This is a genomic window from Paenibacillus sp. S29 (assembly GCF_049319765.1).
GTDB lineage: Bacteria > Bacillota > Bacilli > Paenibacillales > Paenibacillaceae > Paenibacillus > Paenibacillus polymyxa_B.
Map to the genome: position 1 here is coordinate 39,618 of NZ_JBMOUI010000004.1, position 25,679 is coordinate 65,296.

The following is a 25,679-nucleotide window of genomic DNA, read 5'->3' on the forward strand; positions in this document are numbered from 1 at the left end:
ATCCGTAACCCAGATTACTTGCGGCGCTTGAGTGCAATGCCGACAGCTGCGGCACCAAGAACGACTGCAATGATCGAGAGGACGAGTGCTGTCGTTTGTGCAGCAGAGCTGGCTGGAGCAGAAGCGGCAGGTGTAGCTTCTACAGCATTGTTCGAAGCAGGTGCGGGGCTGCTGCTATCTTTAGCCGCATCTGTGCTCGTATGGCCTGCTGCCGTGCCCGCTGAATCGTGTCCGCTGTCTGCGGCAGGGGCAGGAGTTGCGGACGTGGCATCCGCCGTGATTTCAGTAATGGAATGTGGATTATTACTTCCTTCGTCACCTGTCCATTCCACGATACTTCCGTCACTGTAATATTGGAAGGCGTCCCAGGGTGCTGCGGTATTTTGGTCTGCATTTTGCGCTACAAAGCTGAAACGCTGATACTGACCCGCTTGAATGCCGTCTTTTTCAGTCGTCCAGGTCACGGTGGTTATTTTGCCAGAGCTGTCTTTTTCGGTGGCTACTTTCCAATCCGGTACAGGCTCGTATTGTTTGAAAACGACTTCTTTCGGAATTTTCAAGGCGACTTTGGTGGTTGGAATGTTTTTTTCCACGGGTACTTTCAATGTGTACGTTTCCCACGCATTAGGTTGTGAAACAGAAGGCTTGACTGTCACATGTGCACTGGCCATACCTGCAAAAAGTAAGGCACCCGCCGCAATTAGACCCACAGAGGTCGCAAACCTGGAAAATATGGATTTTGCTGTTTGAATCGTTGTATTCATATTCAATTCGCTCCTTTTAAACATAAAATAATTATTTTTTACCGCCTACATGCAGGGTGAATTCAGCATCAACCGCATCGAGTGATGCCGTCAGAGCATGTACTTTTACCGCCCATGTTCCTTCGGAGGTCATCAATTCCTGACTGTGGAATGGCTGTTGCTGCTTCACGGGCAGAACAAATTCCTGTTGATCTTGGTCAGGGTCTGCTGGAGTGAGCGTTAATGTAACCTGCTGGATTCCCGAAACGGCAGCACCTTTGCTATCCTGAACGGATACCTTAAATTCATTGCTGCCCACAGCATTGGGACTGACTGACAGCGTAACGTTGTATCCGCCCGTAGTGCGAGTCTCCTCAAACGGTACAGCAGGTGCCTGGCCGGGTGACAGGTGAGTGAGCACCGCAGTCAACAGCATCACGAGCAGGCCGACGGACACCTCGGCACGCAATCCCCGGGCGGCTTGCTTGCTGGGCGCCGCTTGCCTTGCGCTGCGGAACTGGCTGGCCGCAAAGGCCAGCATGACTACCAGCAGCGCTGCCTTGCCGAGCAGAACGAGTCCATAGGACGTGTTCAGCAACATGGAGGGGGCCGGAATGTACAGCACGGCTCCATATATACCGGTGGCAAGTAGCGCTGCCACCATAGCAATGCCCCAGCCGGCAAAGCGGCGCAGGGCGGCTTGCCGCAGAGTTGCCCGCTCGGATACGGGCAACTCCGCTCCGGCAACAGGCAGGCACACGACCATGACGGCAAGTGAGCCGATCCAAAAAGCTGCTGCTGCGAGATGGACAAAGTCCGCCGCAATGGCCGGAGCTGGGTGGGTAGCCGCTGCCGGATGACCGACAAAGGCTTTGGACAGCATGAGGCATAGCGTTAGGAGAGCTGAGCTGTAGCCCCAAAGACGGCGCTGGCGATCCGAAATGCTGTAATCCAGCGCGTAAATCAGCGTTACGCTTAGGAGCAGCACGAGAATCATCTGGATAAACCAAATTTGCCCGGCTCCAGTAAACTGGAGAGCTTCTCCCAGAATAGGGAGTGAGAAGCCCTCCCTGATGGAAACCCCGGCATCCCATGAAGCCTGAAGTGGCAGGCTGATCAGAATGGCGGCAGACGTTATGCCGTAGCCGCTCCATAGCAGCTTAGTCCAGCGGGGCAATGTGTCAAAGGGACGCTGATTTTGCTGATGCTGTTCACTTCGATTCTTGTCTTGGCTTATGCTCGGTAAGATGAACAGCCGGAAACAAATCGCTCCAAAAAGCAGCGATAGTCCTATGTAAAGAAACCAACGGACAGCGATTAAGTCGATTCGTGATGTCCCTGAGCCTTCAGATGCGGCAGCTTGATGGGTAGGCGCATTGGAACCGCTGCCTACTTGAAATGGAATGACTCCATTAACCGGATGTCCGTCTGCGGATAAAGCTCTCCAATTGACGGAGTAAATTCCATTTTTCACCCCTGGAATCAATTGGATTTCCATGGTGGCTTTATGATTCGGGTTGAGTTGTGCTTTTCCTGTGTCGACCCGCTTGCCTGTTTCGTCGGTCACTTTGATCGACATGAAGGCAGATTGCAAATCTTCATTGAAGGTGATGGTCACCTGAGAAGGCGACTTGTCCAAAACCTGATTTTCGGTCGGACTGGATTCAATGACAAATGCATGAGCCCACGAAGAGTGAGGAAACAGGATTAGAAGGGGGAGACACAGCAATAAAAGACAAGCCACACGGGCTGGTCTGGACAGGTACAACATGCCTGTGAAGTCACCTTCTCTCGATTACTTGAAGCGAGGATATCCCCATTTGTAACATTTTATACGGACAAACCCATTCCTATCTTAATCATAGTGCATATAGCGTGAATAGATGGAGCGAATTATGACATTTATATGAAATTTGAAATAATAAGCACTATACAAAATGCCAATCATATGAAAACCCCTAGCGTGGTTGAATTCAGGACGATTTCAACCACGCTAGGGGCAAAGAGGAAGAGCCAATGAAGGAATTAGAGCCCTGTTTCCATGAAATCCGTGAAAGCAGGTTGCTTATGTTGAATATAATGGATAAAAGTAGCCGTTAGTTTGGGATCGAATTGGCTACCCGAGCAAGCACGTAGTTCTTCAATGGCCTCCTCGAACGTTTTGGTGGGTTGATAGGGGCGCTCAGTTGTCATCGCATCAAAAGAGTCGATGATCGTCAGCATCCGACATAAACGTGGAATTTGCTCGCCCTTAAAGCCAAACGGATAGCCTCCTCCGTCATAACGTTCATGATGCAGCTCCACAAAAGGAACCAAATCTATGAATCGTTCGTTGGCTTCGACAATTCGTTTGCCCCACATGACATGCGCTTGCACCATCTGCCATTCCTCAGCGGACAGCTTCTCTTTTTTATTGAGGATATTCCAGGGAATCTCCAGTTTACCAATGTCATGAATGAGGGCACCTAGTATGAAACGCCGCTTATCCTCTGGTCCGAGCTGAAGCACATCGCTCATGTCTGCTGCATATCTGAATACCCGTTTGGAATGCTTGAAAGTGTTAATATCCTTGTACAAGAACAAATTAAGCTGCTGTTCAAGATCACGAATATCCTGCCCCAGATCGACCTCGCGCTCCACTTCATTTAAACTTCCATGCGTATGAACGATGTTTTTTCCCTGTTTCTTGGCGTAGTACAGGGCTTTATCCGCCAGATCGACCAGCTGTGATTTGTCGTAGATGTCAATGCGACTTTGTGCAATGCCTGCGGAGAAGGACAGACAGCCGTGTGGAAAAATTTCAACACCCTCATAACGAGAATCATTTAATCTTTTTCGAATAGTATTAACTATTTCGTATGCTTGTTCAGCGGTATGATCGGGCATCAGCAGGGTGAATTCTTCTCCACCATAGCGGGATACGGTGATGTGGGTGCCGGAGGTCTCCTTTTTAAGAAATTCACCGAGAAATCCCAGTAGCTGATCGCCTTTGAGGTGACCGAAATGATCATTGTATTTTTTGAAATCATCTATATCAATCAGAGCCAGACTGAGAGGAGTATTCTCGGATCTGGATATATTTAATTCAGCTTCAAGTGTATTTTCAAAGTAGCTGTGATTGTATAGCCCTGTTCTGCGATCCATGTTCGCCTTTTCTTCGATTTCCCGATACAGCGTGAACATTTGCTTGAATGCGTGAGACAGGAGCATACTTAGCCCAAGGAACAGCAAAAGTCCTAAAATGCCATTGTCATAAATCAGTGTAGTCAATACCAAAGACAGAATGAGTGTACATAAGTATACGAGCAGAGATTCAGCCAAAAAAGCCTGTTTAAGCTCATTGAAGGACCCTTTGTATGCGATATAAAAGTAGATGCCCAGTGTGATGGTATTCACCGCAAAGTAGCAAATCAAGGCCAGCAGGTAGGAAACAAAATGATCTTGGTTTAAAGCCCCCTGCGTTCCGCCGCTTAGCTCAAATACTGTTGAAGACAGGGAAATGGAAAGAGCGTAAATGGAAAAATTGACGGTATGTTTCCACCAGGACAACTCTGTGTGCCGGAACATAGCGATGATTACATTTAACAGCAAAATTAGAATAGCAATTTCGGTGCCATGCACAAAAATACAAGCCAGATACACGGAGGAATCCATAGACTGCTTGTTACTGGCGGGGGGGAGCTGGAATGTAAAATGCTCCAGAATCAGAACGGCTCCCAATAGGGAATAGATCGTGACCCACTCTGTTGTCGTATAGTGCAAAAAGGACCATTGGTTCGTATACAAGAGGACGATCATGCCTACCATACATATGCAAAACACGTATATTCCCGTCGCGGTAACCCGTTCTTGCAGCTTTTTTATTATACTCATCATTTCTTCTCCTGCCTTGTCGTATCTTGATGTCAAAGCTACCAGGGGTGAATGGGATAATTTACAATTTTGTAATCGAAAATTTCACATGAAAAAACAGGCCGGAATCCAGCCTGTTTTGTTGAGCCTGTGCTTCCTTTTTTTCTTATCGGTGACTAGCCCCCGATTTTGTAACCGGAAGTCAAAGCAATGATGACAGAAGCCACGATAATAGCATTGATAATCACGCGGGAGTATTTCAAGTTTTTCATAGGGTTCCCTCCCTTCCTTGGAATAAGGTGCGTACTAGGCGTGGTGGGGATTGGTTTCTTGCTGCTTATCCTTAGTTCTCTTCACGACCATAATGCTTTGGATAAACAGGAACATCCCGAAGTTCATGACAACATCTCCAATACTAATTACCTGCGTGCGGGGATAGGGCTTGGAGAGAGGAATAATGTCACCAAGCAATGATAGACGCGTGCTCGCATCCATCATGTAATGTTTCGAGATGACACTTCCAGATTTAAGCATATCTGTATAATAGGGACCCAGCACCTCCGAAGCGCTCAACGAGACCGGCATCCTGCCGCCATTCACCGCCATAACGATAAAATTCATCAATACGCCGATTATAATAAGCTTGAATCCCTTATGATGTCTGTTCAACCAGAGAAATATCAATCCAACCACGTAGACTCCCATAAATAGATACCCGTTAATGGCTGCCAGCCAAGCCCACTTTTCCTGGGCATAAAAAATAATGAATTGTACCAGCAGCAGCACAGGGAACATCCAGCCGGCTATAAGGCGAATTTGACTGAAACGGATCAGACCTTGCCGCCAGCCTCCTCTGAACAGACCTACAATGAGACCCAGTAGCACTCCATCATAGACCATTATCATTCTCCAGATTCCACAAATTTTTGTTTTGGTTACCGTATAATTCGACCTGAAATTGGTAAATTCCTGCCTGATATATAGCAGTTTTGAAAAAAAATTGCGGATTAGCGTGTAATTATTCGAAGCTAGACGAAATGAGTGATATCATGATGTATTGAAGAAATTATTTATATTTTGTGAAAAGGATGATTATTATTATGAACCGGTTATCCAATACTGTTATGGTTGCGGCAGATATGACCAAATCGCGAATATTATGGATCGCCTTTGTCCTGGGTGCATTGAGTGCTTTCGGGCCGTTGTCCATAGATATGTATTTGCCGTCGTTGCCTACATTAGCCGACAATTTGCATACGACCACTTCGCTGGCGCAGCTTAGTTTGACCGCCTGTCTGTTAGGACTGGCCGTTGGCCAGATCGTTGCTGGTCCGCTTAGCGACGTAAGGGGTCGCAGAGGACCGCTGGTGATCTCGCTCATTCTGTACGCTGCTGCTTCGCTGTTATGCGTGTTTGCGCCGAATATCGGTATGCTCATTGCGCTTCGCTTTATTCAAGGGCTTACGGGGTCGGCGGGGATCGTGATTTCCAGAGCTGTAGCCCGTGATCTTTACTCGGGCAAAGAGTTGACACGCTTTTTCTCACTGCTCATGCTGGTGAACGGCGTGGCCCCCATTGCTGCACCAGTACTGGGCGGTGTCATATTGAACTTTGTTTCCTGGCGTGGTGTATTCATGGTGCTTTGTGTAGTCGGCGTGGCTATGCTGATTGCCGTCGTGTTGGGTTTGCCAGAAACGTTGCCAACTAACCGCCGTTCGTCCGGTGGCTTGAAGCAGACGCTGGGAACACTCGGTCATCTGTTTGCCGATCGACGCTTTATGGGCTATGCCCTCTCACAGGCGCTGATTACAGGAGCGATGTTCGCGTATATCGCTGGCTCACCATTCGTGCTTCAGGATATTTTCGGGGTTTCCCCTCAGACGTATAGCATCATTTTTGCAGTGAATGGTTTGGGGATTGTACTGTTTTCGCAGTTGACGGGTAGACTCGTGGGTCGCTTCAGCGAACGACAGTTACTCTTGTCGGGTCTGATAATTGCGGCTGTAGCCGGAATCAGCCTGCTTACTGTAGCTTTTACCGGAGGCCAATTGTTTGCTGTTTTAGTTCCTCTGTTTTTTGTCGTTTCCTGCGTAGGGATTGTAAGTACAACGACGACTTCATTGGCAATGCAGAGTCAGCAGCGCTCCGCAGGCAGTGCGTCCGCCATGCTTGGTTTGTTGCCTCTATTGCTGGGTTCCATCGCTTCACCGCTAGTAGGCTTGGGGAGTGGAACAACCCCCGTACCGATGGCGGTCGTTATAGCTATAGCTGAGGTTGGTGCGCTATTAAGCTTTGTCGTACTTGCTAAGGAAGCACGCGCGAAAGTATAAAATAGGGCAGAAAAGTGACATTTTTCTGGAAGGTTGACATACCCCGTGGGGGTATATTATGATAGGGGTATAACAAATGCATATATACACCACACAGGAGGCTGATGTATGGCTGAGGAGCAACCTGTTTCCCACACTGAAGTCCATGAGAATCACTGTGGAACAGACGGGGAAAAGACAGTTAGAAAAAGTCATCATTCGGCAGAGTTCAAGAACAGCCTCGTATCCCGTTTGAACCGTATTGAAGGTCAGGTTCGCGGAATTAAGGGCTTGATTGAGAAGGATACCTACTGTGACGATGTACTGAACCAGATTGCGGCTGTCCAGTCCGCACTGAATGGTGTCGGTAAGCTGCTGCTGGAAGGGCATATGAAAAGCTGTGTCATTGAGCGCATGCAGGCAGGAGAGCAGGAAGTGATTGACGAGCTGCTGGTTACGGTCAAAAAGCTAATTCGTTAAGAGTAGTATTCATACACATTATGGGTACGGAAGTATCCCTGAGGAGGAAAAGAAATGGCACAAGTTACATTGAACGTAGAAGGCATGAACTGCAATCATTGCGTGAAAGCAGTAGAAGGGGCTTTGGAGAAAGTTGGCGCTACCGGCAAGGTCAGCCTCGAAACGAAACAAGTGAATGTAGAATATGACGAGTCCAAGCTGAACGTTGAAGCTCTGAAAACAGCCATTGAAGACCAAGGCTATGATGTTGTTTAAGTTGAAGATATTTTATGTGTGAAAGACTTGTTTCGAAGGAGAAGCTTCCATATTAGAAGCTTTTTCTTTTTGGATATGATATACCCCACTGGGGTATAAGAGGAGGGTTATCATGGAAAACCGTGCGACCGACGGTGACAAGCAGACAACGCTTCACATTACGGGGATGTCCTGTGCCGCTTGCGCAAGCCGTATTGAGAAAGGTTTAAATCGAATAGATGGTGTGGCACAGGCTAATGTGAATTTGGCTTTGGAGCAGGCGTCGATATCCTATGATCCCAAGCAGGTGGAGATCCCTGAGTTTCGCGATAAAATTGCTTCTCTTGGGTTTGGAACTGTCAGTGAAGAAGCCAATCTGAATGTGACGGGCATGACTTGTGCGGCCTGTGCAACCCGGATTGAAAAGGGATTGAATCGGATGCCTGGTGTAACAGGTGCCACGGTAAACTTGGCGATGGAAACAGCTCATGTGGAATATGCCGCGGGGAGTATTGCGGTTGGTGATCTGGTGAGCAAGATTGAACAGCTAGGCTACGGAGCGATCCCGCAGAGCGCTGAGGACAATATCGCGGATGTGCGCAGTAAGGATATCCATCGTAAAAAATGGAAGTGGATTGTGTCCGCAGTGCTGTCGTTTCCGTTGTTGTGGGCGATGGTGGCTCATTTTTCCTTTACGTCATGGATTTATGTGCCGGAACTGTTCTTGAATCCATGGTTCCAACTAGTGCTGACAACGCCGATTCAGTTCGTCATTGGTTGGCAGTTTTATGTGGGCGCGTACAAAGCGCTTCGCAACGGGAGTTCGAATATGGATGTGTTAGTTGCACTGGGTACGTCTGCGGCTTATTTTTACAGCTTGTACCTTACGCTGCGTCCGTCTGATGTCATGGAGGGGATGGCGGGAATGCCTGTCATGACCATGCCAGAGCTGTATTACGAGACAAGTGCAGTACTAATTACGCTTATTTTAGTGGGTAAATGGTTCGAAGCGGTAGCCAAAGGGCGTTCGTCTGAGGCGATCAAGAGCCTGATGAGCCTACAGGCGACGACGGCACGTGTAGTACGTGATGGACAAGAGCTTGATATACCGATCGAACAGGTACGTGTGAAGGATATCTTTATTGTACGACCCGGCGAGAAAATTCCTGTCGATGGTGTGGTCGTGGACGGACGTTCCGCAGTGGACGAATCCATGTTAAGTGGTGAGAGTCTTCCGGTTGAAAAAGAAGCAGGTTCCGCAGTTACAGGGGCGACGCTTAATAAAAACGGGGTACTACGTATTCAGGCCGAGCGTGTGGGTGGTGATACGGCGTTGTCCCGTATTATTAAGGTCGTGGAAGATGCACAAAACTCTAAGGCCCCGATTCAGCGGATTGCGGATCAGATTTCCGGTATTTTTGTCCCCATTGTTGTTGCTATTGCTGTGTTAGCCTTTATCGTCTGGTTTTTCCTTGTGACGCCGACTGATTTTGCAGGCTCACTGGAGAAAATGATTGCAGTTCTCGTCATTGCTTGTCCTTGTGCGCTCGGCTTGGCTACTCCAACGTCCATTATGGCAGGATCGGGACGTGCCGCTGAATACGGTATTTTGTTCAAGGGCGGCGAGCATTTGGAAATGACCCGTTCAGTCAACGCAGTGGTATTGGATAAGACAGGAACAGTTACGAATGGCAAGCCAGAGCTGACAGATGTTATGGTTGGTGCAAGCGGCTTGGCTGAAAACGATTTGCTGCGGTTGCTCGGTGCAGCAGAAAAAAGCTCGGAGCATCCGCTGGCGGAAGCCATTGTAAAGGGGATTGCAGATCGAGGAATTGATCTGGTAGCACCGACAGATTTTGAAAATATTCCGGGTTATGGTGTGAAGGCGCATGTGGAAGGTAAGCAGGTATTGGCGGGTACACGCCGATTGATGAGCAGGGAAGGCATCGCAATAGATGACTCAGCCGAGCAGTATATGAATGAGCTGGAAAACGCAGGGAAAACCGCGATGCTGGTCGCTGTGGACGGTTCCTATGCCGGACTGGTGGCCGTAGCGGACACGATTAAAGAAACGTCACGGGAGGCCGTTGCCCGTCTGCGGGCGATGAACATTGAAGTCATCATGATTACGGGTGACAATGAACGGACTGCGCGGGCTGTTGCCGCCGAGGCCGGAATTGAACGAGTGCTGGCGGAGGTGCTGCCTGAAGGAAAGGCTGAGGAAGTGAAACGGCTTCAGGAACAAGGCATGATCGTAGCTATGGTTGGGGATGGTATTAACGATGCGCCTGCGCTGGCTACTGCTAATATTGGGATGGCGATGGGCACGGGAACGGATGTGGCCATGGAGGCGGCGGATATTACCCTCATGCGCGGCAACCTGAACAGCATTCCTGACGCGATCGAAATGAGCCGCCGGACGATGACAAACATACGGCAAAATCTGTTTTGGGCGCTCGGTTATAACGTGATCGGTATTCCGATTGCCGCTTTGGGCTTCCTTGCTCCATGGTTGGCGGGAGCAGCCATGGCATTTAGCTCTGTTTCGGTTGTGCTAAATGCACTGCGTCTCCAACGGGTGAAGCTGTAAATGTATGGATGCACCAGCAGGATAGCGTGCTGCCGGACATCTGTAGCGAGATAAAGTTATTATCAGAGTATAGAGCAAGTACGCACAATTGGTTTTCTGCGTGCTTGCTTTTTGTTGCGTTTGTTTTTTTAAACCATACTGTTAACCCTCATCACGTCAGGTTGCTTATCATTCGCGAAAGTTTCATAATATTTGTAGGAGTGCCATGCAAGCATGCAAGAACTTCTTCGTATACTCACAGCTAGAAGTAGATAAAGAGCTTAAATTATGGATTAGGAGTGAAGCAGTCATGAATGATACGATTTCCTTGTTGATGAATCACCGGTCTGTGCGAAAGTTCAAGTCAGACGCCGCCGTTACCGACGAGCAGCTCGCAGCTATTGTGGCAGCTGGCCAAATGGCATCCTCGTCCAGTAATGTGCAGGCATATACCGTTATTGCCGTTACCGATCCTTCTTTAAAAACAAAACTGGCCGAGTTGGCAGGAGGGCAGGCTTACGTTGAGCAATGCCCCGCGTTTCTGGTATGGTGCGCAGATTTGTACCGTTTGAAGCAGGTGACGATTCACCACCAGCCAGGCCAGCCTTCCTACGAAGGGTCCGTCGAAAACTATACGGTTGCGACCATTGATGCCGCGTTAGCTGCACAAAATGCAGCGGTAGCCGCTGAATCACTGGGCCTGGGCATCGTCTACATTGGCGGCATTCGTACTAAAATAGCAGAGGTATCTGAGTTGCTAGGGTTGCCAGAGCTGGTGTATCCAGTGTTCGGTATGTGTATTGGTGTACCAGATCAGGAAACGGGCTTGCGCCCACGTCTTCCGCTGTCCGGTGTTTTGCATATGAACGGCTACGACAAAAATCAGACGATGAAGGCTGTAGAGGTATACGACCACACATCAGCCGAATATTTGAAGGAGCGTACGGGCGGTCAACGCTCTACGCCATGGTCTGAGCAAATGGCCGCGAGACTGACCGAGCCAGCACGTTTGCAGTTGAAGCCATTTTTGGAACAGAAGGGTTTCTTAAAGCAATAAAAGCTGAGTAGCGACAAAAACTCTGCAAAATACAAGAACCTCCTTATTTACGCATGATGAAGTCCCGCGTAAATAAGGAGGTTCTTTGCTTTAGTTGCATGTTGTGGTTGTAAACCTTTCAGTTAGTAAATAGCTGGTATCCTTTATCAATCAGATAGTGAGTAAAAGCGTCTCGTATTTTCATGAAATAATTGACGCACGGCAGATTCATCTTGATGGGTCAGCTTGCTATACGCGCGAATGACGTCGGCAGTCATCCGTGGATGTGTCTGTTGTCCGGTAAAAGGCCCCTCGAACGGCCAGGGACCGTCTGTCTCTGCCATGATCTGATCAGACGGATACTGTCTTGCCAAACTGCGGATCTCTTCTTCGTACAGGAGATCCGGTGTGAAGGAGACATAATAGCCGTTCCGGGCCATACGTTCGGTTGTGGCGGCAGAGCCTTTAAACCAGTGAAAATGCGCTTGCGTGACGCTGTGACGTTCCAGAAGGTCACAGGCGATGTCTGCGTCCTCATAAACGGCGTGCAGGACAATGGGCTTGTTATGCTTGCTTGCAAACTGGATAAAACGCTCCAGCAGCGCTATGTAGGGAGCGAGGTCAAAAGGTGAACCGCTCTGTGAGGCTTCCAGCCGATTGTAATAGGGCAAGCCGACTTCACCCACGGCGACCATCCGCTGTATATGTTCGTCCATCCAGTCGAATAAGAGGTCAAGCTCAGCTTGCGGTGGAAGAGCCTGTTCGGGATGAAAGCCAAAGGCTGGCCGTACCAGCTCGGGGTAACGCTTGGCTAACTGTAGATTGGCTCGGCTGGAGCCCAGATGCATCGACACGGCTATCACGGCTTGGACGCTGCTATCGGCAAGTGAAGCGAGCAATAACTCCTGTTGTTCAGGCGGGTAGCTGTCTACATGAATATGCGCGTCGATTAATGGAGCGGGCTCAATTGCGGTCAAATCCAAGCCTGGCTTTGTTTGGATGTTCCATTTCAATGCACATCGAACTTTTACGTCACTCATGTCGATTCAATCCATCTTCCGGGATATTCTTGTGGACGCTCTGAGCATTGTCCATGTTGGCGTCCAGTTTGTACTTTTCCTCGCGCATCCAGCTGGTCATGGTCCGCTTCCATTCAATAAAGAGCGGATCGAGGGTGATTTCTTCCCTACGCGGGCGGGGAAAAGGGACATCTACGACATGCACCACCGAAGCAGGTCGCGCCGACAGCACATAGATGCGGTCGGAGAGCAGCAGTGCTTCTTCAATGCTGTGGGTAATAAACAGCACAGAACGGCGGTTCTTCTCCCACATCCGTAATAACCATTGCTGCATGTCTGCACGTGTTAGCGCATCGAGTGCGCTGAACGGCTCATCCAGCAGCATTAATTCCTGCGGGCTGAGTAGTGCTCGTAGAAAGGCGGCGCGCTGTTGCATTCCACCAGACAGCGTATGTGGATACGCCTTGGCGAATTTACCAAGTCCAACCTGTTCGAGCCATTGCAAGGCTTCTTTGCGACGCTCGCGTTCACTGGCGTGCTCAGGGGGGACTGCTGTAGTTTTACGTGGAGCATTTTCCTGCCCAAGCAGTACGTTGTCCAGCGTGGTACGCCACGGGAAAAGGGCAGGCTGCTGCGGCATATAGCTGATATGCCCACGTTCACCAGTCATGTCCCGTCCGTGCATACGGATACGTCCCTGCTGTGGTTTGAGTAGCCCGCCGATGATGTGAAATAGCGTGCTTTTGCCACTGCCTGACGGACCGATGAGGGAAACGAATTCTCCTGGATTGACTGTGAGGGATACATCCTGCAGTACGGGCAGTAAGCTTCGCTTTTCGCGGAAGGCAAGGCTGATCCCGTCCAATTCCAAAGCAGGAGGAGCAGTTGAAGGACTCTGTTGTTCCCCGGCTCGTTGTTCATTAGCCACGTTGTGTGATGATAAGTCAATCGGATGCAGACTCATACGCGCCACGTCCTTTCTTTGCTGTATTTACTTCAAGGAGGAAGCTACTCTCGATCGGGTTTCCAGCGAACCAACCATTTCTCAAGTAGTAAAATAACCACAAACATGAGTAAGCTGAGTGCGACAATAATGCCGATGGCAGCAAAAATGAGGTCCGTGCGATAGGCCGATTTTTGCAGCAGCATATAATATCCAATTCCTTCACTAGCTCCGATCCATTCGGCAATGATCGCGCCCATCACACTATAGGTAGCAGCAATTTTAACGCCAGAAAAGACTTGCGGCAGGGAATGTGGCAGCTCCAGCTTCATAAAAATAGACATGCGGCTTGCACCCGACATCCGCATATAGTTCATCATCGTACGGTCTGTTCGAGTCAGCCCGTCCATGGCCGCTACAGCCACGGGAAAAAAGCATACTAAGGTAATGACCATGAGCTTGGGCAGCACGCCAAAACCAAACCACACCATGAGCAACGGACCGAGGGCGATGATCGGAATGTTTTGGCTAAGGATCAAGAGCGGGTATAGAGCAGATTTGAGAAAAGGAATCGTATGAAGAACGATGGCGATCAGCAGTCCCGTAGCTGTCCCTATAGCGAATCCCGCAAGTGTCAGACGAATTGTAGCCCATGTATGGGTGCCAAGCAACGCCGATTGCGCCATGCCCTCTTGTACGATGAGGGATGGAGCTGGCAGCAGCCAGGATTCAATATGTAAATAGGAAACCGCCCCCTGCCAGGCCGTTAAAAAGAAGAGGACCGCCACAAGGGGCGGCCATACGCTTTTCCACCAGGATGCGTTCTTGCCTTTCGGATTCATGGGCGATATTTCTCGGTCAGCTTGTTCATGCTGATGCCTTGTGGGTTATGTGCGATTTTGATCTGTGAAATGACGCTGGGACTGCCCGCTTCCGTCAAAGCCTCGTGCATTTCTTTAACCACTTTCAGCAACTCGTCGAGCTCGCCCTCCATGGTCGTATCCAATGGATTCACCTGATATTTGACGCCGGAGCGCTGAATGACCTCAATCGCCTTATCTACATACGGGTAAGAGTCCTCGTTATTAGGAGTTTTAGGGATTACTTGAATACTGAGCAGTGTGTTAGCCATGAAAATTCACCTGTCCTTTATTGTGGAGTTGTTTTGAGAAAATAGGGTGGTTTAAGGCGGGGAGACCGCTTCGCGTTTCATTTGATCTTACGATCGCTGTTGCCGTGGGATTCTTTGAATAAATTTTAAAAGGTAAGAATCCCACGGCAAAGGCGAACGCTGCGCTTCTCCAGATTCAAATGAACCGCTACGCTGCCAACCGCCTTAAAAGCACCTTAGTTTTTAAGCTAGGTTGTACGGTATTTTGTATTTTTCTCACATAAGCGCACCTGCTTTTGCGCTTAGACACTATGAGACTAAAGAATAAACCAAGTGGAACGAGAACGAAGTGGGCGGAATGGTGCTGTACAAGCGTTAGCGTTCGCCTTTGTACCCAGATTTCAACCTCTGGATATTCATAAAAGAAATCTGGGTATAACAGCGATGGGAAGCACCATCCGACTGCGTAGTGGAACTTCGTTCACTTCTCTAGTTCAGTCTTATTTAGCGTTTTAACAAATGATCAGCGCTTGGGCAAGAAGTCGTTTGTGAAGGCTTTATCCACTTCCAAAGGCTTGCTGAGCAGCTTGCGTTCGTACATCCAGTCCGAATAGTTTTGCCATACCTCCGCTTTTTGCACACCCCATTGCGCGGCATCGTCCTGATAACGCGGGCTCAGCCATTTTTGGCTGGCAAGTACCAGTTTTTTATCCAGCTCCGGTACAGCTTTGCTTAAGATGTCCGCGGCTTCTTCTGGATGGGCGATAGTGTATTCATAGCCTTGTGCGGTAGCGTTCATGAACGCTTTTACCAGTTCTGGATCATTTTTTATTGTCTGTTCGTTGCTCACAATTACAGGTGTATAGTAATCGAGGCTTTTGGAATAATCTTTTACATACAGCATATCCAATGGCTCACCTCGAAGCTGGGCCTCGATTCCGGTCCATGCGTAGAAAATCCAGGCAAAGTCGATATCCCGCTTCACGGCTGTAAAATAGTCTGCATTGCCCATGTTGACGATCTTCACTTTGCTCACATCACCTTTGTCTGAATCCATGATGGATTTCATGACCGCTTCTTCTACGGGAGATCCCCAACCGCCGTATTTTTTACCTTCAAAATCTTTCGGGCTCTTAATTCCGCGATCTACCGGGGCTGCGAAGCCTGAGGTATTATGCTGAATCACTGCAGCTATGGATACAAGCGGCACGCCTTGCGTACGAGCCTGTGTGACGCCTTCTTGGTAGCTGATACCAAAAGGTGCAGCATTAGAGGCAACCATTTGATCGGCTCCGCCTGAACCAGGTTGAATAATTTGGACATTCAAACCTGCTTTTTCGTAAAATCCTTTGTCCTTGGCAACATAGAGTCCCGTATGATTCGTATTGGGTGTCCAGTCGAGCACGACTTTAACATCTTTGAGCTCCTTTGCCGGAGTAGACGTTTGAGTGTTGGTAGCGGGAGCCGCTTCTTGGGATGTGGAGGGACTTCCACCACAAGCGGTCAGGGTCAGGGCCATGAGCCACAGACTGATCAGTCCCAGGCTTAACATTTTCATGCGCTTCATCGTTGTGTTCTCTCCTTTAATTACCCGTTATCCGTCCAATCAGACAGCTTATGTTCCCCATTTTCATAAAAATAACATCTGCCGGACGCGATCTTTCCAACAACTTAATCTTCAACAAAAAAAGCGCCCCGAGGTTCCGGGACGCTTGCGCTTGTATATACCAAAGTAAGGGATGGTCCTATGTGAAAAAGGCACATCTTGCTTAAGCATTCCTACGCTGGCATTACCCAGATCAGGTTGTAAGGGTCAGTGTCTTGGGACACACTCTCAGCCGGCCGATTCCAGCACCCCTGGCATTGTAAGGTTTAATGGGTTCATTTATTCGGGTTTACTACGACGATTATATGCCTTGAATGCGGGTCTGTCCAGCATGGAGGAAGAGATGACGGTTCATTTGCCGAACGACAGGGTACACTTTTACTGTGAGCTTTGATCTGAAAATGAGCATGCATCAATCCGATCTGATCGGGTCATGTTATTTTCAGAACAGCTGCGCAGGTAGGTTCAGATGGGCTGGTGCCCAATGGCATGGCCGTAGAGAATTCTAATTCGTGAAAAGGAGTTGTTGTACTGTGGGTAAAACGGAAACATTGGATCGTAGCCAACTAGAACAAGCCATTGTGAAGGCTTTGGATAACAACAAATTTTGCTCGTTAGGCACGGTAGAGGGTGGCAAACCGAAAGTACGCTATATGGCCCTTTTTAACGATGGAATGAACATTCATCTGGCGACAGATCGTAAAACGCATAAAGTGGATGAGCTAAAGGATAATCCGAATGCTTATCTGCTGCTGGGTTATGAAGTTGGCGGTACAAAGGAAGTCGTAGAAGTGGAGGCTACTGTCCAGATTACAGCTGATGAGGGGCTACGTAAACAAGTGTGGAACGATTCATTGAAGGAATGGTTTTCCGGACCGGATGATCCCGATTATGTCATTCTGGACGTGAATCCGACTCGCATTGAGTATGTGGGTCAGCAAACGGAGCGCCAAGTGTGGAATAAATAATGAGAATATAAATGGATAAACCAGTGAATCTCCGAGTTTTTTAGGAGGTTTGCTGGTTTTTTTATTTTTGAGAGAATTAATTATTTTTTCATAAATAATTTAAGTGAATGACTACTCTTTTGTCTGGCGTTGGATTAAAATAGAAATGGTGGGTTCAAGGCTTACATATATGTGCAAAAGTATGTATATGAGGCATACACCTTAATGAGGAGGGGTATATTTTGTTATTTCGTAAAAATTGGTTTAAAGGGTTTACAGCAGCCGTTGTAGCTTGTAGCATGCTGGTGTTTTCGGCCGCTCCATCCTGGGCAGCTAGCGATTCTCGCGATAGCGCTACGGTGAATTTGCGGATCATGGAAACAACGGATATTCATGCGTCGCTGATGAACTATGATTACTATTCGGACAAAGAAACCAACGAATATGGCTTGGTTAGTACAGCTATTTTGATCCAGAAGGCACGTAGTGAAACAAGAAACAGTATGCTGTTCGATAACGGTGATTTGTTACAGGGCAATCCATTAGGCGATTATATGGCCAGAAACAAAACCTATGAAAAAGAAGGCGGTGTCCATCCAGTCTACAAGATGATGAACTTGATGGGCTATGATGCGGCGACAGTGGGCAACCACGAATTCAACTATGGTCTCGATTTTCTGGAAAAATCGCTCAAGGGAGCCGATTTCCCTTACGTAAATGCGAATGTTTATGTTGATAAGGGGGGGCAAGCTACTAAAAATTATTTTACCCCTTATCAAATTCTTGATAAAACGGTAACGGATGAGAAAGGTGAAGAGCATACGCTCAGAGTGGGTGTCATCGGCTTGGTCACACCTCAAATTATGCAGTGGGATGAAGCCAATTTGAAGGATAAAGTCGTTACGAAGGATATTGTGGAAACGGCGAAAAAGTTTATTCCTCAAATGAAGACGGAAGGTGCTGACATTATTGTCGTGCTTGCGCACACAGGTTATGAGGATGTGCCGCAAACGCCAATGATGGAGAATGCCGTTAAATATTTAAGCCAGGTGGACGGAATTAACGCTATTCTGTTTGGGCATGCTCATAAATCTTTCCCTGGTCCTGATTTTAAAGAAATGAAGGGTGTAGATCTAGATAAAGGAACCATTAACGGCGTACCGGCCGTGGAAGCTTCCTCATGGGGCAAGGAGCTGGGTATTATTGACCTGAGCCTGGAAAAGAAAAACCGCGAGTGGAACGTAACAAACTCTCAGTCTGAAGTACGTCCGGTTGTGAATACCACTAACCAGGCTGTGCAGTTTACTCCTGACTACAAACTGACAGATTCGATCAAGGAAGAGCATCAAGGAACCTTGGATTATATTCGTCAACCTGTCGGAACAACGACTGCACCGATTACCAGCTATTTTGCATTAGTGCAGGACGATCCTTCTATTCAAATTGTGACGAATGCACAGAAATGGTATGTTCAAAACCATCTTAAAGGAACTGAATACGAAAAACTTCCCGTATTGTCGGCAGGCGCTCCATTCAAGGCCGGCGGTCGAAACGGAGCCGAGTATTACACCAATATTCCTGAAGGTACGGTAGCGATTAAAAACGTATCCGACCTGTATGTGTATCCGAACACGGTTCATGCTGTAGAAGTGACCGGTGCTGAAATTCAGGAATGGCTGGAGTGGTCTGCAGGTCAGTTCAACCGCATTGATCCAAAGCAAACTGAGGAGCAATCGCTGATTAACAAAGATTTCCCAACCTACAATTTTGATGTCATTGACGGTGTGAATTACCAGATTGATGTAACTCAGCCTGCACGATATGATGCCAAGGGAACTATTATTGATTCTTCAGCTCATCGTATCAAGGATCTGCAATACAATGGAAAAGCGATAGATCCTGCACAGAAATTTATCGTGGCCACCAATAACTATCGTGCTTCCTCATCCAAACTGGCCAACCCAGATGGCAAACGAATTGTGATGGCAGCACCGGATGAAAGTCGCCAGGTCATTGTTGACTATATCCGTACGAACGGAACGATTAATCCAGCGGCGGATGGCAATTGGTCTATTGCTCCTTTTGGTCAGGCAAAGGTTACTTTCGAGTCCTCTCCTGATGCCAAAGACGTGCTGGCAGGAAATCAACAAATTTCATTCTTGAGCAGCGCGGCAGACGGCTTTGCCAAATACAGCTTAAAAGCTGGTGCTAAGCCTAGTGCAGCAACGACTCCTGTAAAGGAAGCTGTGGCTCCCGCGAAAGCAACAGCAAAGCCAGCTGTTAAAACGACCAAACCCGCGACTGTTAAACCAGCTAAAACAACGAAGCCAAAGGCGTCCAAATAACTTCGAACTTTAGTTTTCAATCAATATCAGAATGAAGCAGCAAGTCTCTTTAACCAAGAGATTTGCTGCTTTTTTTAATGCCAAAAACAACAGCCCCCGAATTTATCATGAGTGCAAAAAGTTTTCTGTTTTTGTCGAATATATACTTAAGTCCTAAGTTGTCGTTAAGAATAAGCTAGTTTTTTGTAAAAACACGTAGTTATATAGTACTTTTGTTCTAGTTATTTGTGATATAATGGTGAAAAAACCGGAAAATTGTTCCGAGGAGGACCATTATGACATGCAGCAATTGCAGCATCATATTACCTATTAAGGATCAAGGATTGCTCAGAATTAGGCATTCCAGGGTGTCGCTTACTCCAGCATTAGATGGTTTGGGTATGCTATCGGAACAAATGAAGCAGGAACATGAGCGTGAGGGTGGCATAGAGTTTCGTTATGATAGCCGTTCGGAGCTGGAACAGCTGGTTAACGGACTGGCTCGTCTGCCGCAGGAATACTTGAACCATATGCAAGTTGTGGTGACCGGCTTGCATCATGTCGAAGGATATGAGGACTGGCTTTTATTTAGTCAATTGCAAGCCAGACTGCAACATCCGGATATCGTGAATATCATTAAGGATCAAAGTTTTTCCAGCCATATGCAGCCTATTGTTGACCATAAGCTGGATATTATCGGGTTTGAGTTTTTACTGCGTCCATCACATGCGGAGAGACCTTTTCAGCCTTTCCGACTGTTTGAAATTGCCCGTGAAGCTGGCTTGCATGCTCATCTGGATCGCTCGGCTCGTATTTCCGCTATTGAAAAAAGTGCAGCATGCCTTCCGGCGGGAATTAAACGTTTTATTAACTTTCTCCCTTCGACCATTTATAATCCGGCTTATTGCTTGAATCACACCTTTGAGACGATTGATCAGTTATCCATGAATACGAAGGATTTTGTATTTGAGGTCGTAGAAACGGAAGAAATAGACGACCTTAATTTTTTGCATCATATCTTTGATCAATATCGCAATCGAGGAGTTTCGGTAGCCCTGGACGATGTGGGGGCAGGTTATTCTACGACAGAGCTTATGAATTGCCTTCAGCCGGATTATGTTAAAATTGACCGCAGTATAATTGACGGCTGTCATAGTAACAGTGATCAGAAGCGGCAAATTACAGGGATTGTAGAATCGGCTTTTCGTTTTGGAGGCCAAGTGTTGGCTGAAGGCGTAGAGCAGATGGAGGATTTTGAATTTTGCCGTGAAGCAGGTGTATCACTGGCTCAGGGTTATTTGTTTGGCAAGCCGGAGCCCGGTCCGCCCTCTAATTTTATACTTAGTAGCGTAATATAGTCAGGAACAAATTTAAGTAGACGTAGTTTATAAAAATTGGAGCTTAAATAAGGCTGTGGCATAAGCAAATTCCAATTCTATTGGACAGTGCTTATATCACCATTAACGTAAAAAAACGCGAGTTGCAGAGGTTATCTCACCTTTGCAACTCGCGTTTTTTGGTCATGCTTGCCTCACCTGAGCAAGTTCTGGACAAGCGAAGCCACCCAGTCTCGAATTTTACTTGGTAAGGAACGTTAAAAGCCTGGAACAGTTTACGACCATTTTTATTTTTAAAGTAAAGATTGACGTTTTGAAGACAATTGGATACAGTGTATTACATAGGAAACAGTGTTTCTTACGTAATACACTGTATTCATGCTAGGTAAAAAGTTTAACATTACAGGGAGGACTACCAAAATGAAAGCAGTGCAACTGAAAAATGGTTTTGGCTTTGAAGAGTTAACCTTGACGGAACTTGACATACCGGTGCCAGGACGGCTGGAAGTTCTGATCCGCATAAGGGCAGCGTCTCTGAATTACCGGGATTTGGTAATCATTAACGGAGTAATGCCAATCGGCATTCAATTTCCCTTCATTCCGTTATCTGATGGAGCGGGTGAAATTGTAGCTGTGGGCGAAGGGGTGACAAAATTTCAGATTGGACAAAGGGTAGCGGCAAATTTACAACAGAAATTCATTGGCGGGAGCACGAGAGCGGAGGTCTTAAAGGACAGTCTGGGAGGCCCACTCAGTGGAGTGGCGTCTGAATATATCGTTCTGCATGAAGAAGGGGTCGTCGCCATTCCGGATCACCTTTCTTGGGAGGAGGCTTCCACCTTGCCGATTGCAGCATTAACCGCATGGAGCATGCTGATGGAATCCGGCGGGCTGCGAGCGGGGGATACGGTGCTCTTGCAAGGAACAGGCGGTGTTTCCATCTTTGGGCTTCAATTCTCTCTGATGGCGGGAGCAAGGGTAATTATCACATCGAGCAGCAATGACAAGCTGGAACGGGCAAAGGATCTCGGCGCATGGAAGACAATCAACTATTCGGAAGTTCCCGAGTGGGATAAGGTGGCTCTGGAGCTGACAGACGGCGGAGTCGACCATGTCCTGGATGTAGGGGGAGCGGCAACAATGGCGCAATCCATCAATGCACTTCGTACCGGAGGGACTGTGAACATGGTCGGCTTCTTATCGGGCTTGACTATTCCTGAGTTCGATGTCACCAGCATTTTGCAGAAGGCTGCGACGATTCGCGGCAGCCAAGTCGGTAACCGGGAACATTTCGAAAATATGAATCGTGCCATTTCCCGCCATCGTTTACATCCTGTTATTGACCGGGTATTCCCGCTCAGCCGAATCAGCGAAGCCTTTGCACTTTTGGCTGAAGGAAAACAGTATTTCGGTAAAATCGTCGTTCAAATATAAATGAGCATTTTGCATAAATCCCAAGAGCGATTTCAAATCAGCAATATATAGATCGAAACGGTTTAGTTCGTCTATATATTGTACTTTCGAGCGTGGGGAATCGAATTATGCAAATGCTGAAATATTATTCACATCACATAGGAGGCAATCTAATGCCCAGTAAAGCTGATTTATCTGTCAAAGATTCTCAAGGAAGAAAGAATAAGAAACCGCGTAAATGGGTACGCAGAACCGGAGTATCGCTGCTGGCGGTAGTCCTTCTGGGAGTGGTTATTTTTATGCTCATCCCTTCCCCTGTCCAGCCTGCAAAATGGTTTGCACCTTCGGCCCCCTCATTTGAACAAGCGGGTCCATGGCAACAAAACAACAAACTCAGCTCCGCAGAGCTTGTTACAGATGCCCCTAAGTTTCCGGAATTTATCACCTTTGACAAGGTAGGAAATTTATATACGGGAGACTCCGACGGGAAAATTTATAAGGTTGCCTTTGATACTAAGGGCAATCCGCAAAAGGCCCAGCTATATGCAGATACCCAAGGAACGCCCAATGGACTTATGTTTGATGCAAGTGGAAATTTGATCGTTACGGATGTTAAGAAGGGGTTGCTGTCGGTAGATCCTTCCGGAAACGTGACGGTGTTGGCCAATCAAGTCGACGGCACACCGATCTATTTGGCCAACGAGCTGGATATTGCTAAAGATGGTACCATTTATTTTTCTGACACCTCCAATTATGGCAGTGTAGTCTTCAAAGAAATCGCCGAGAACAAGCCACATGGACGTTTGCTGAAATATGATCCGGTGACCAAGCAGACGACAGTTCTGTTGGAAGGCCTTTATTTTGCGAACGGGGTTGCCTTGTCTGCGGACGAAGATTTTGTGCTTGTGGCAGAGTCGTATCACTACCAATTGACCCGATACTGGCTCAAAGGGCCGAAGAAGGGGACTTCGGATATTTTTGTGGATAATCTTGCCGGTTTTCCGGATAACATTACGCGTGATGATCAAGGCCATTTCTGGGTCGGTCTCTTCACAACACGTATTCCCTTTGTAGATCAGATGCATGGAAGCCCGTGGCTGGCTGGAATGATGGCCAAATTGCCTCAATCGCTGCTCAGCGGTGCAAGCGCACCTGTGAAGCATGGGCTTGCTGTGGAGCTTAATCCGCAGGGTAAACTTATCGGAAGCTGGCATGATCCTGAAGGCTCGCTTTATGGGGTAACCACGGCTGTGAACCATGACGGATATTTATATATAGGTACAGCTCCTGGAGGCAGCCAGGGTGTTCATCGCGTGCTTTTAACCAAATAAGCTTGGGGAGGGTATAACATGATATTGGATGAGTTGAGATTATCCTGGAAAGCGAAGGAAAGCCTGGCCGGGAAAGTAGCTTTGGTAACAGGCGCAAGCAGCGGCATTGGGGCATCGATTGCAAAAAAACTGGCAAAGCGAGGCGCGTATGTAGCTGTATTGGCACGCCGTCAGGAACGATTGGATGAATTGGTTCGCGACTTGCACCAAGAGGAATTGTACGAGGTCATGGCAATACCTGCCGATATCCAAAAAGCTGAAGACGTACAGCAGGCGGTCCGCGCCATTCTTGAACGCTGGGGACGGCTTGACATTATCGTTGCCAATGCTGGCTTCGGGTATCGAAGCCCACTGGCAGAAGTGGAACTAGAAAGGTGGGAGGAGCTTTACAAGACGAATGTGCACGGTCTTGTCCTGACACTGAAGTACGGACTTCAGCCAATGAGGGAACAGGCCAAGGGGGATGTTGTCATTGTTTCCTCTATTGCAGCGAAGGAAGTGGTTGCCGGAGGAGGACTATACAGCGCTACCAAGTACGGTGTTAGCGCTATAGCCTCTGCATTGCGTTTGGAGACCAGTACGCAAGGAATTCGTGTAACTGCGATTCACCCCGGGGCGGTGGCGACGGAATTTTCGCAGGTGGCCGGATATCCCGAGCAGGAAATTCGTGCGTTTGCTTCGAGCGTTTTGCCGCTGCATCCCGATGATGTTGCAGAAGCTGCCCTTTATGCACTAGAGCAGCCGGAGCATGTCAATATTCCAGAGTTGACCATTATGCCTTCGAGGCAGGTCCAGCGGTTCAAATAGAGCGATATTTATTCTGACACAAACCGGGTAACCGGGTATGGTCATCGCCGATGCCTGGTATGGCGGTGATGAGGACTACGTGCCTTCGTTTGACCAAATCCGCTCAAATGGGTGAGCATGAACCAAAAAGCGCGAGCTATAGGGGGAATAACCCTTGCACTCGCGCTTTTTTATACTAATGACGAAGCGTGACTGTCCAATAAAGTTTAAAACCAGCTTTGGGACAGCTCATTTACTATAGAGCAGACCATATCCTGTGAAAATTTTGGCCCCACGTTCGCTCATCCAGTTATCGTGAGCACAGCTATACTGTAATGACGTACAGACCTAGCGGCGTAGTTGCACTGCCGGCGACCATGAAGCTCAGATCATAGCTGGATCTGCCGGGAGGGACGCTGATATCAGCCAATCGGCATACCTTGGTATTATCTCGTAGCAGAGGAATACCATATACACGATCGTCCACACGTACAGATCCGGCGAACGCGCCCCCACGTGGATTGGCGTAGATTCGTACGATACGTACCTCGTCACTGTCATTAACGATGGGAATGGTCGCGTTGTATATGGTTCCGAATTGTCCGCGATTATCTAGCGCAGGCCCCAGCTCGCTGCGTGCCCCGGTAAACAGCAGATCGGCAGGAGTCTCGCCGTTCAGCTTTTTGGTGGCACACGCCCGATAGTTGGCGCTCTGCCCCACCACGTACTCTGGCATCCGCGCATTCGTTTCGGAAAAGGACCACACCCCTCGTGGATGCGCCTGTGGTGGAGGTACGGGAGGAAGCGCATCCGTATGAATCTGGCGCAGATCGGTCGCCGTATCCTTGCTGATCACGGTGCGAATCACATAATCCAGCGTACCGTGGCCTTCAGCAAATTCTACTGTGAGGTCATAGATGAATCCGGCCAGCGATCCTTCGGGCAGCTCAAATTCCTCCAGCAGGACGGTGCCTTTGCTGAATTTATGACGGTCTGCTGGCTTCAGACGTTCCATCGTACCCGCCAAACAGCTTTTGGCAATAGACTGCCCGACATCTATAATCCAGTTGCCATCCTCAGGCACAATCTTAAGGGCACGTTCAATATGTCGTACTTCTAGTTTAGCGGCGCTTCTGTTCTCTACGGTGATGCCCAGTTTAACAGCGTTGCCGATTTTGTTATAATGCCAGCCGAAAATGCGATGTTTGACTGTTCGGGTTGTCGTGCGAACCACGTCATGCCACAGGGTGGCTTGCTCGGTAGGTATCGTCACGTTGGTAAGCGTCTCCGGGTTATCGCTAAGCATCAGGCGGCGTGTTCCCCCCTCAGTGGCTGACTCCACGTCCACATGGAAGTTGGGCGGGATCACAGCAGTTTCCACAATCAGATCCTTTGGCTCCTTGGGTCGATGGTTCATGTCAATTCCTCCTTTTATTCAAAAGTGGCACCGCTTTGAGTACATGTATATGGGCCGTTCATAAATATAGGTAACGCCAGGTCCACTTTTACAACCTGTTTTGCAAAATATTTTTTTAAAATAAATCTCCGTAGGTTATAGCGGCTCTGCTAATGCGTCGAAGCAAGCTTACAAGACTCTTGTTCCTCTACATCAACGATTCGCAGACAGGTATTGCGTGTA

The 25,679-nt window shown here is 48.1% G+C and carries 21 protein-coding genes and 1 riboswitch; of the genes, 11 read left to right on the top strand and 10 right to left on the bottom strand.

Going from position 1 to position 25,679, the window contains the following annotated elements; translation table 11 throughout:
• Positions 1–14: 14 nt before the first annotated feature.
• From ACL9RM_RS07945 to ACL9RM_RS07960, 4 genes are all read right to left on the bottom strand, one after another.
• On the bottom strand, positions 15–764 hold the full coding sequence (locus tag ACL9RM_RS07945) for a YcnI family protein (protein WP_061831937.1): 750 nt from the start codon (positions 762–764) through the stop codon (positions 15–17).
• A gap of 31 nt (positions 765–795) precedes the next feature.
• Positions 796–2,514, bottom strand: coding sequence for a copper resistance CopC/CopD family protein (locus ACL9RM_RS07950; RefSeq protein ID WP_250267269.1), 1,719 nt, complete (start codon positions 2,512–2,514; stop codon positions 796–798).
• A gap of 254 nt (positions 2,515–2,768) precedes the next feature.
• On the bottom strand, positions 2,769–4,619 hold the full coding sequence (locus tag ACL9RM_RS07955; protein ID WP_250267270.1) for a bifunctional diguanylate cyclase/phosphohydrolase: 1,851 nt from the start codon (positions 4,617–4,619) through the stop codon (positions 2,769–2,771).
• Between the two features lie 282 nt (positions 4,620–4,901).
• Complete coding sequence (locus tag ACL9RM_RS07960) at positions 4,902–5,495, bottom strand: DUF5317 domain-containing protein (RefSeq protein WP_039270279.1); 594 nt, start codon at positions 5,493–5,495, stop codon at positions 4,902–4,904.
• 200 nt (positions 5,496–5,695) lie between these two features.
• On the opposite strand from ACL9RM_RS07960, the gene ACL9RM_RS07965 reads away from it, so the two are divergent.
• The 5 genes from ACL9RM_RS07965 to nfsA all read left to right on the top strand — a co-directional run bounded on the left by ACL9RM_RS07965 (position 5,696) and on the right by nfsA (position 11,244).
• Positions 5,696–6,925, top strand: a complete 1,230-nt coding sequence (locus tag ACL9RM_RS07965; RefSeq protein WP_250267271.1) for a multidrug effflux MFS transporter — start codon at positions 5,696–5,698, stop codon at positions 6,923–6,925.
• 108 nt (positions 6,926–7,033) lie between these two features.
• Positions 7,034–7,384 (top strand): metal-sensitive transcriptional regulator, encoded by a 351-nt coding sequence (locus ACL9RM_RS07970; RefSeq protein ID WP_013308456.1) that lies wholly within the window; start codon positions 7,034–7,036, stop codon positions 7,382–7,384.
• Positions 7,385–7,438: 54 nt separating this feature from the next.
• Positions 7,439–7,639 (top strand): copper ion binding protein, encoded by a 201-nt coding sequence (locus ACL9RM_RS07975; protein WP_250267272.1) that lies wholly within the window; start codon positions 7,439–7,441, stop codon positions 7,637–7,639.
• A gap of 112 nt (positions 7,640–7,751) precedes the next feature.
• Positions 7,752–10,208, top strand: a complete 2,457-nt coding sequence (locus tag ACL9RM_RS07980; protein ID WP_250259694.1) for a heavy metal translocating P-type ATPase — start codon at positions 7,752–7,754, stop codon at positions 10,206–10,208.
• 289 nt (positions 10,209–10,497) lie between these two features.
• Positions 10,498–11,244 carry an oxygen-insensitive NADPH nitroreductase gene (gene nfsA / locus ACL9RM_RS07985; protein ID WP_250259692.1) on the top strand — a complete coding sequence of 249 codons (747 nt, stop codon included), beginning with the start codon at positions 10,498–10,500 and terminating at the stop codon, positions 11,242–11,244.
• Positions 11,245–11,390: 146 nt separating this feature from the next.
• On the opposite strand, the gene ACL9RM_RS07990 is transcribed toward nfsA, so the two are convergent.
• The 5 genes from ACL9RM_RS07990 to ACL9RM_RS08010 all read right to left on the bottom strand — a co-directional run bounded on the left by ACL9RM_RS07990 (position 11,391) and on the right by ACL9RM_RS08010 (position 15,863).
• A complete protein-coding gene (locus ACL9RM_RS07990) occupies positions 11,391–12,263 on the bottom strand; it encodes a TatD family hydrolase (RefSeq protein WP_250259690.1) in 873 nt (290 codons plus the stop codon).
• Positions 12,256–13,206 (bottom strand): ABC transporter ATP-binding protein, encoded by a 951-nt coding sequence (locus ACL9RM_RS07995; protein WP_250259688.1) that lies wholly within the window; start codon positions 13,204–13,206, stop codon positions 12,256–12,258. The genes ACL9RM_RS07990 and ACL9RM_RS07995 overlap by 8 nt, the downstream gene beginning before the upstream one ends.
• A 44-nt stretch (positions 13,207–13,250) precedes the next feature.
• Positions 13,251–14,027, bottom strand: a complete 777-nt coding sequence (locus tag ACL9RM_RS08000; protein ID WP_250259686.1) for an ABC transporter permease — start codon at positions 14,025–14,027, stop codon at positions 13,251–13,253.
• A complete protein-coding gene (locus ACL9RM_RS08005) occupies positions 14,024–14,317 on the bottom strand; it encodes an MTH1187 family thiamine-binding protein (protein ID WP_235307040.1) in 294 nt (97 codons plus the stop codon). Before ACL9RM_RS08005 ends, ACL9RM_RS08000 begins: the two co-directional genes overlap by 4 nt.
• Positions 14,318–14,819: 502 nt before the next feature.
• A complete protein-coding gene (locus ACL9RM_RS08010) occupies positions 14,820–15,863 on the bottom strand; it encodes an ABC transporter substrate-binding protein (RefSeq protein ID WP_069290921.1) in 1,044 nt (347 codons plus the stop codon).
• A gap of 192 nt (positions 15,864–16,055) precedes the next feature.
• Positions 16,056–16,165, bottom strand: a riboswitch (TPP riboswitch).
• A 270-nt stretch (positions 16,166–16,435) separates the two neighbouring features.
• Between ACL9RM_RS08010 and ACL9RM_RS08015 the strand changes: the two genes are divergently transcribed.
• The 6 genes from ACL9RM_RS08015 to ACL9RM_RS08040 all read left to right on the top strand — a co-directional run bounded on the left by ACL9RM_RS08015 (position 16,436) and on the right by ACL9RM_RS08040 (position 24,061).
• Positions 16,436–16,870 carry a pyridoxamine 5'-phosphate oxidase family protein gene (locus tag ACL9RM_RS08015; protein ID WP_061831133.1) on the top strand — a complete coding sequence of 145 codons (435 nt, stop codon included), beginning with the start codon at positions 16,436–16,438 and terminating at the stop codon, positions 16,868–16,870.
• 221 nt (positions 16,871–17,091) lie between these two features.
• The gene (locus tag ACL9RM_RS08020; RefSeq protein WP_250259684.1) at positions 17,092–19,194 is read left to right on the top strand and encodes a bifunctional 2',3'-cyclic-nucleotide 2'-phosphodiesterase/3'-nucleotidase; all 2,103 of its coding nucleotides are present in this window, start codon (positions 17,092–17,094) and stop codon (positions 19,192–19,194) included.
• Positions 19,195–19,469: 275 nt separating this feature from the next.
• Positions 19,470–20,531: an EAL domain-containing protein gene (locus ACL9RM_RS08025; protein WP_250259681.1), complete on the top strand. Its 1,062-nt coding sequence runs from the start codon at positions 19,470–19,472 to the stop codon at positions 20,529–20,531.
• A 399-nt stretch (positions 20,532–20,930) separates the two neighbouring features.
• Entirely contained in the window at positions 20,931–21,944 is a 1,014-nt protein-coding gene (locus ACL9RM_RS08030; protein WP_250259679.1) for a zinc-dependent alcohol dehydrogenase family protein, read from the top strand.
• A gap of 152 nt (positions 21,945–22,096) precedes the next feature.
• Entirely contained in the window at positions 22,097–23,254 is a 1,158-nt protein-coding gene (locus tag ACL9RM_RS08035; protein ID WP_250267273.1) for an SMP-30/gluconolactonase/LRE family protein, read from the top strand.
• An 18-nt stretch (positions 23,255–23,272) separates the two neighbouring features.
• Positions 23,273–24,061, top strand: a complete 789-nt coding sequence (locus ACL9RM_RS08040) for an SDR family oxidoreductase (RefSeq protein ID WP_250259675.1) — start codon at positions 23,273–23,275, stop codon at positions 24,059–24,061.
• A 304-nt stretch (positions 24,062–24,365) separates the two neighbouring features.
• On the opposite strand, the gene ACL9RM_RS08045 is transcribed toward ACL9RM_RS08040, so the two are convergent.
• Positions 24,366–25,457, bottom strand: a complete 1,092-nt coding sequence (locus ACL9RM_RS08045) for a hypothetical protein (RefSeq protein WP_414126295.1) — start codon at positions 25,455–25,457, stop codon at positions 24,366–24,368.
• Positions 25,458–25,679 lie beyond the last annotated feature (222 nt).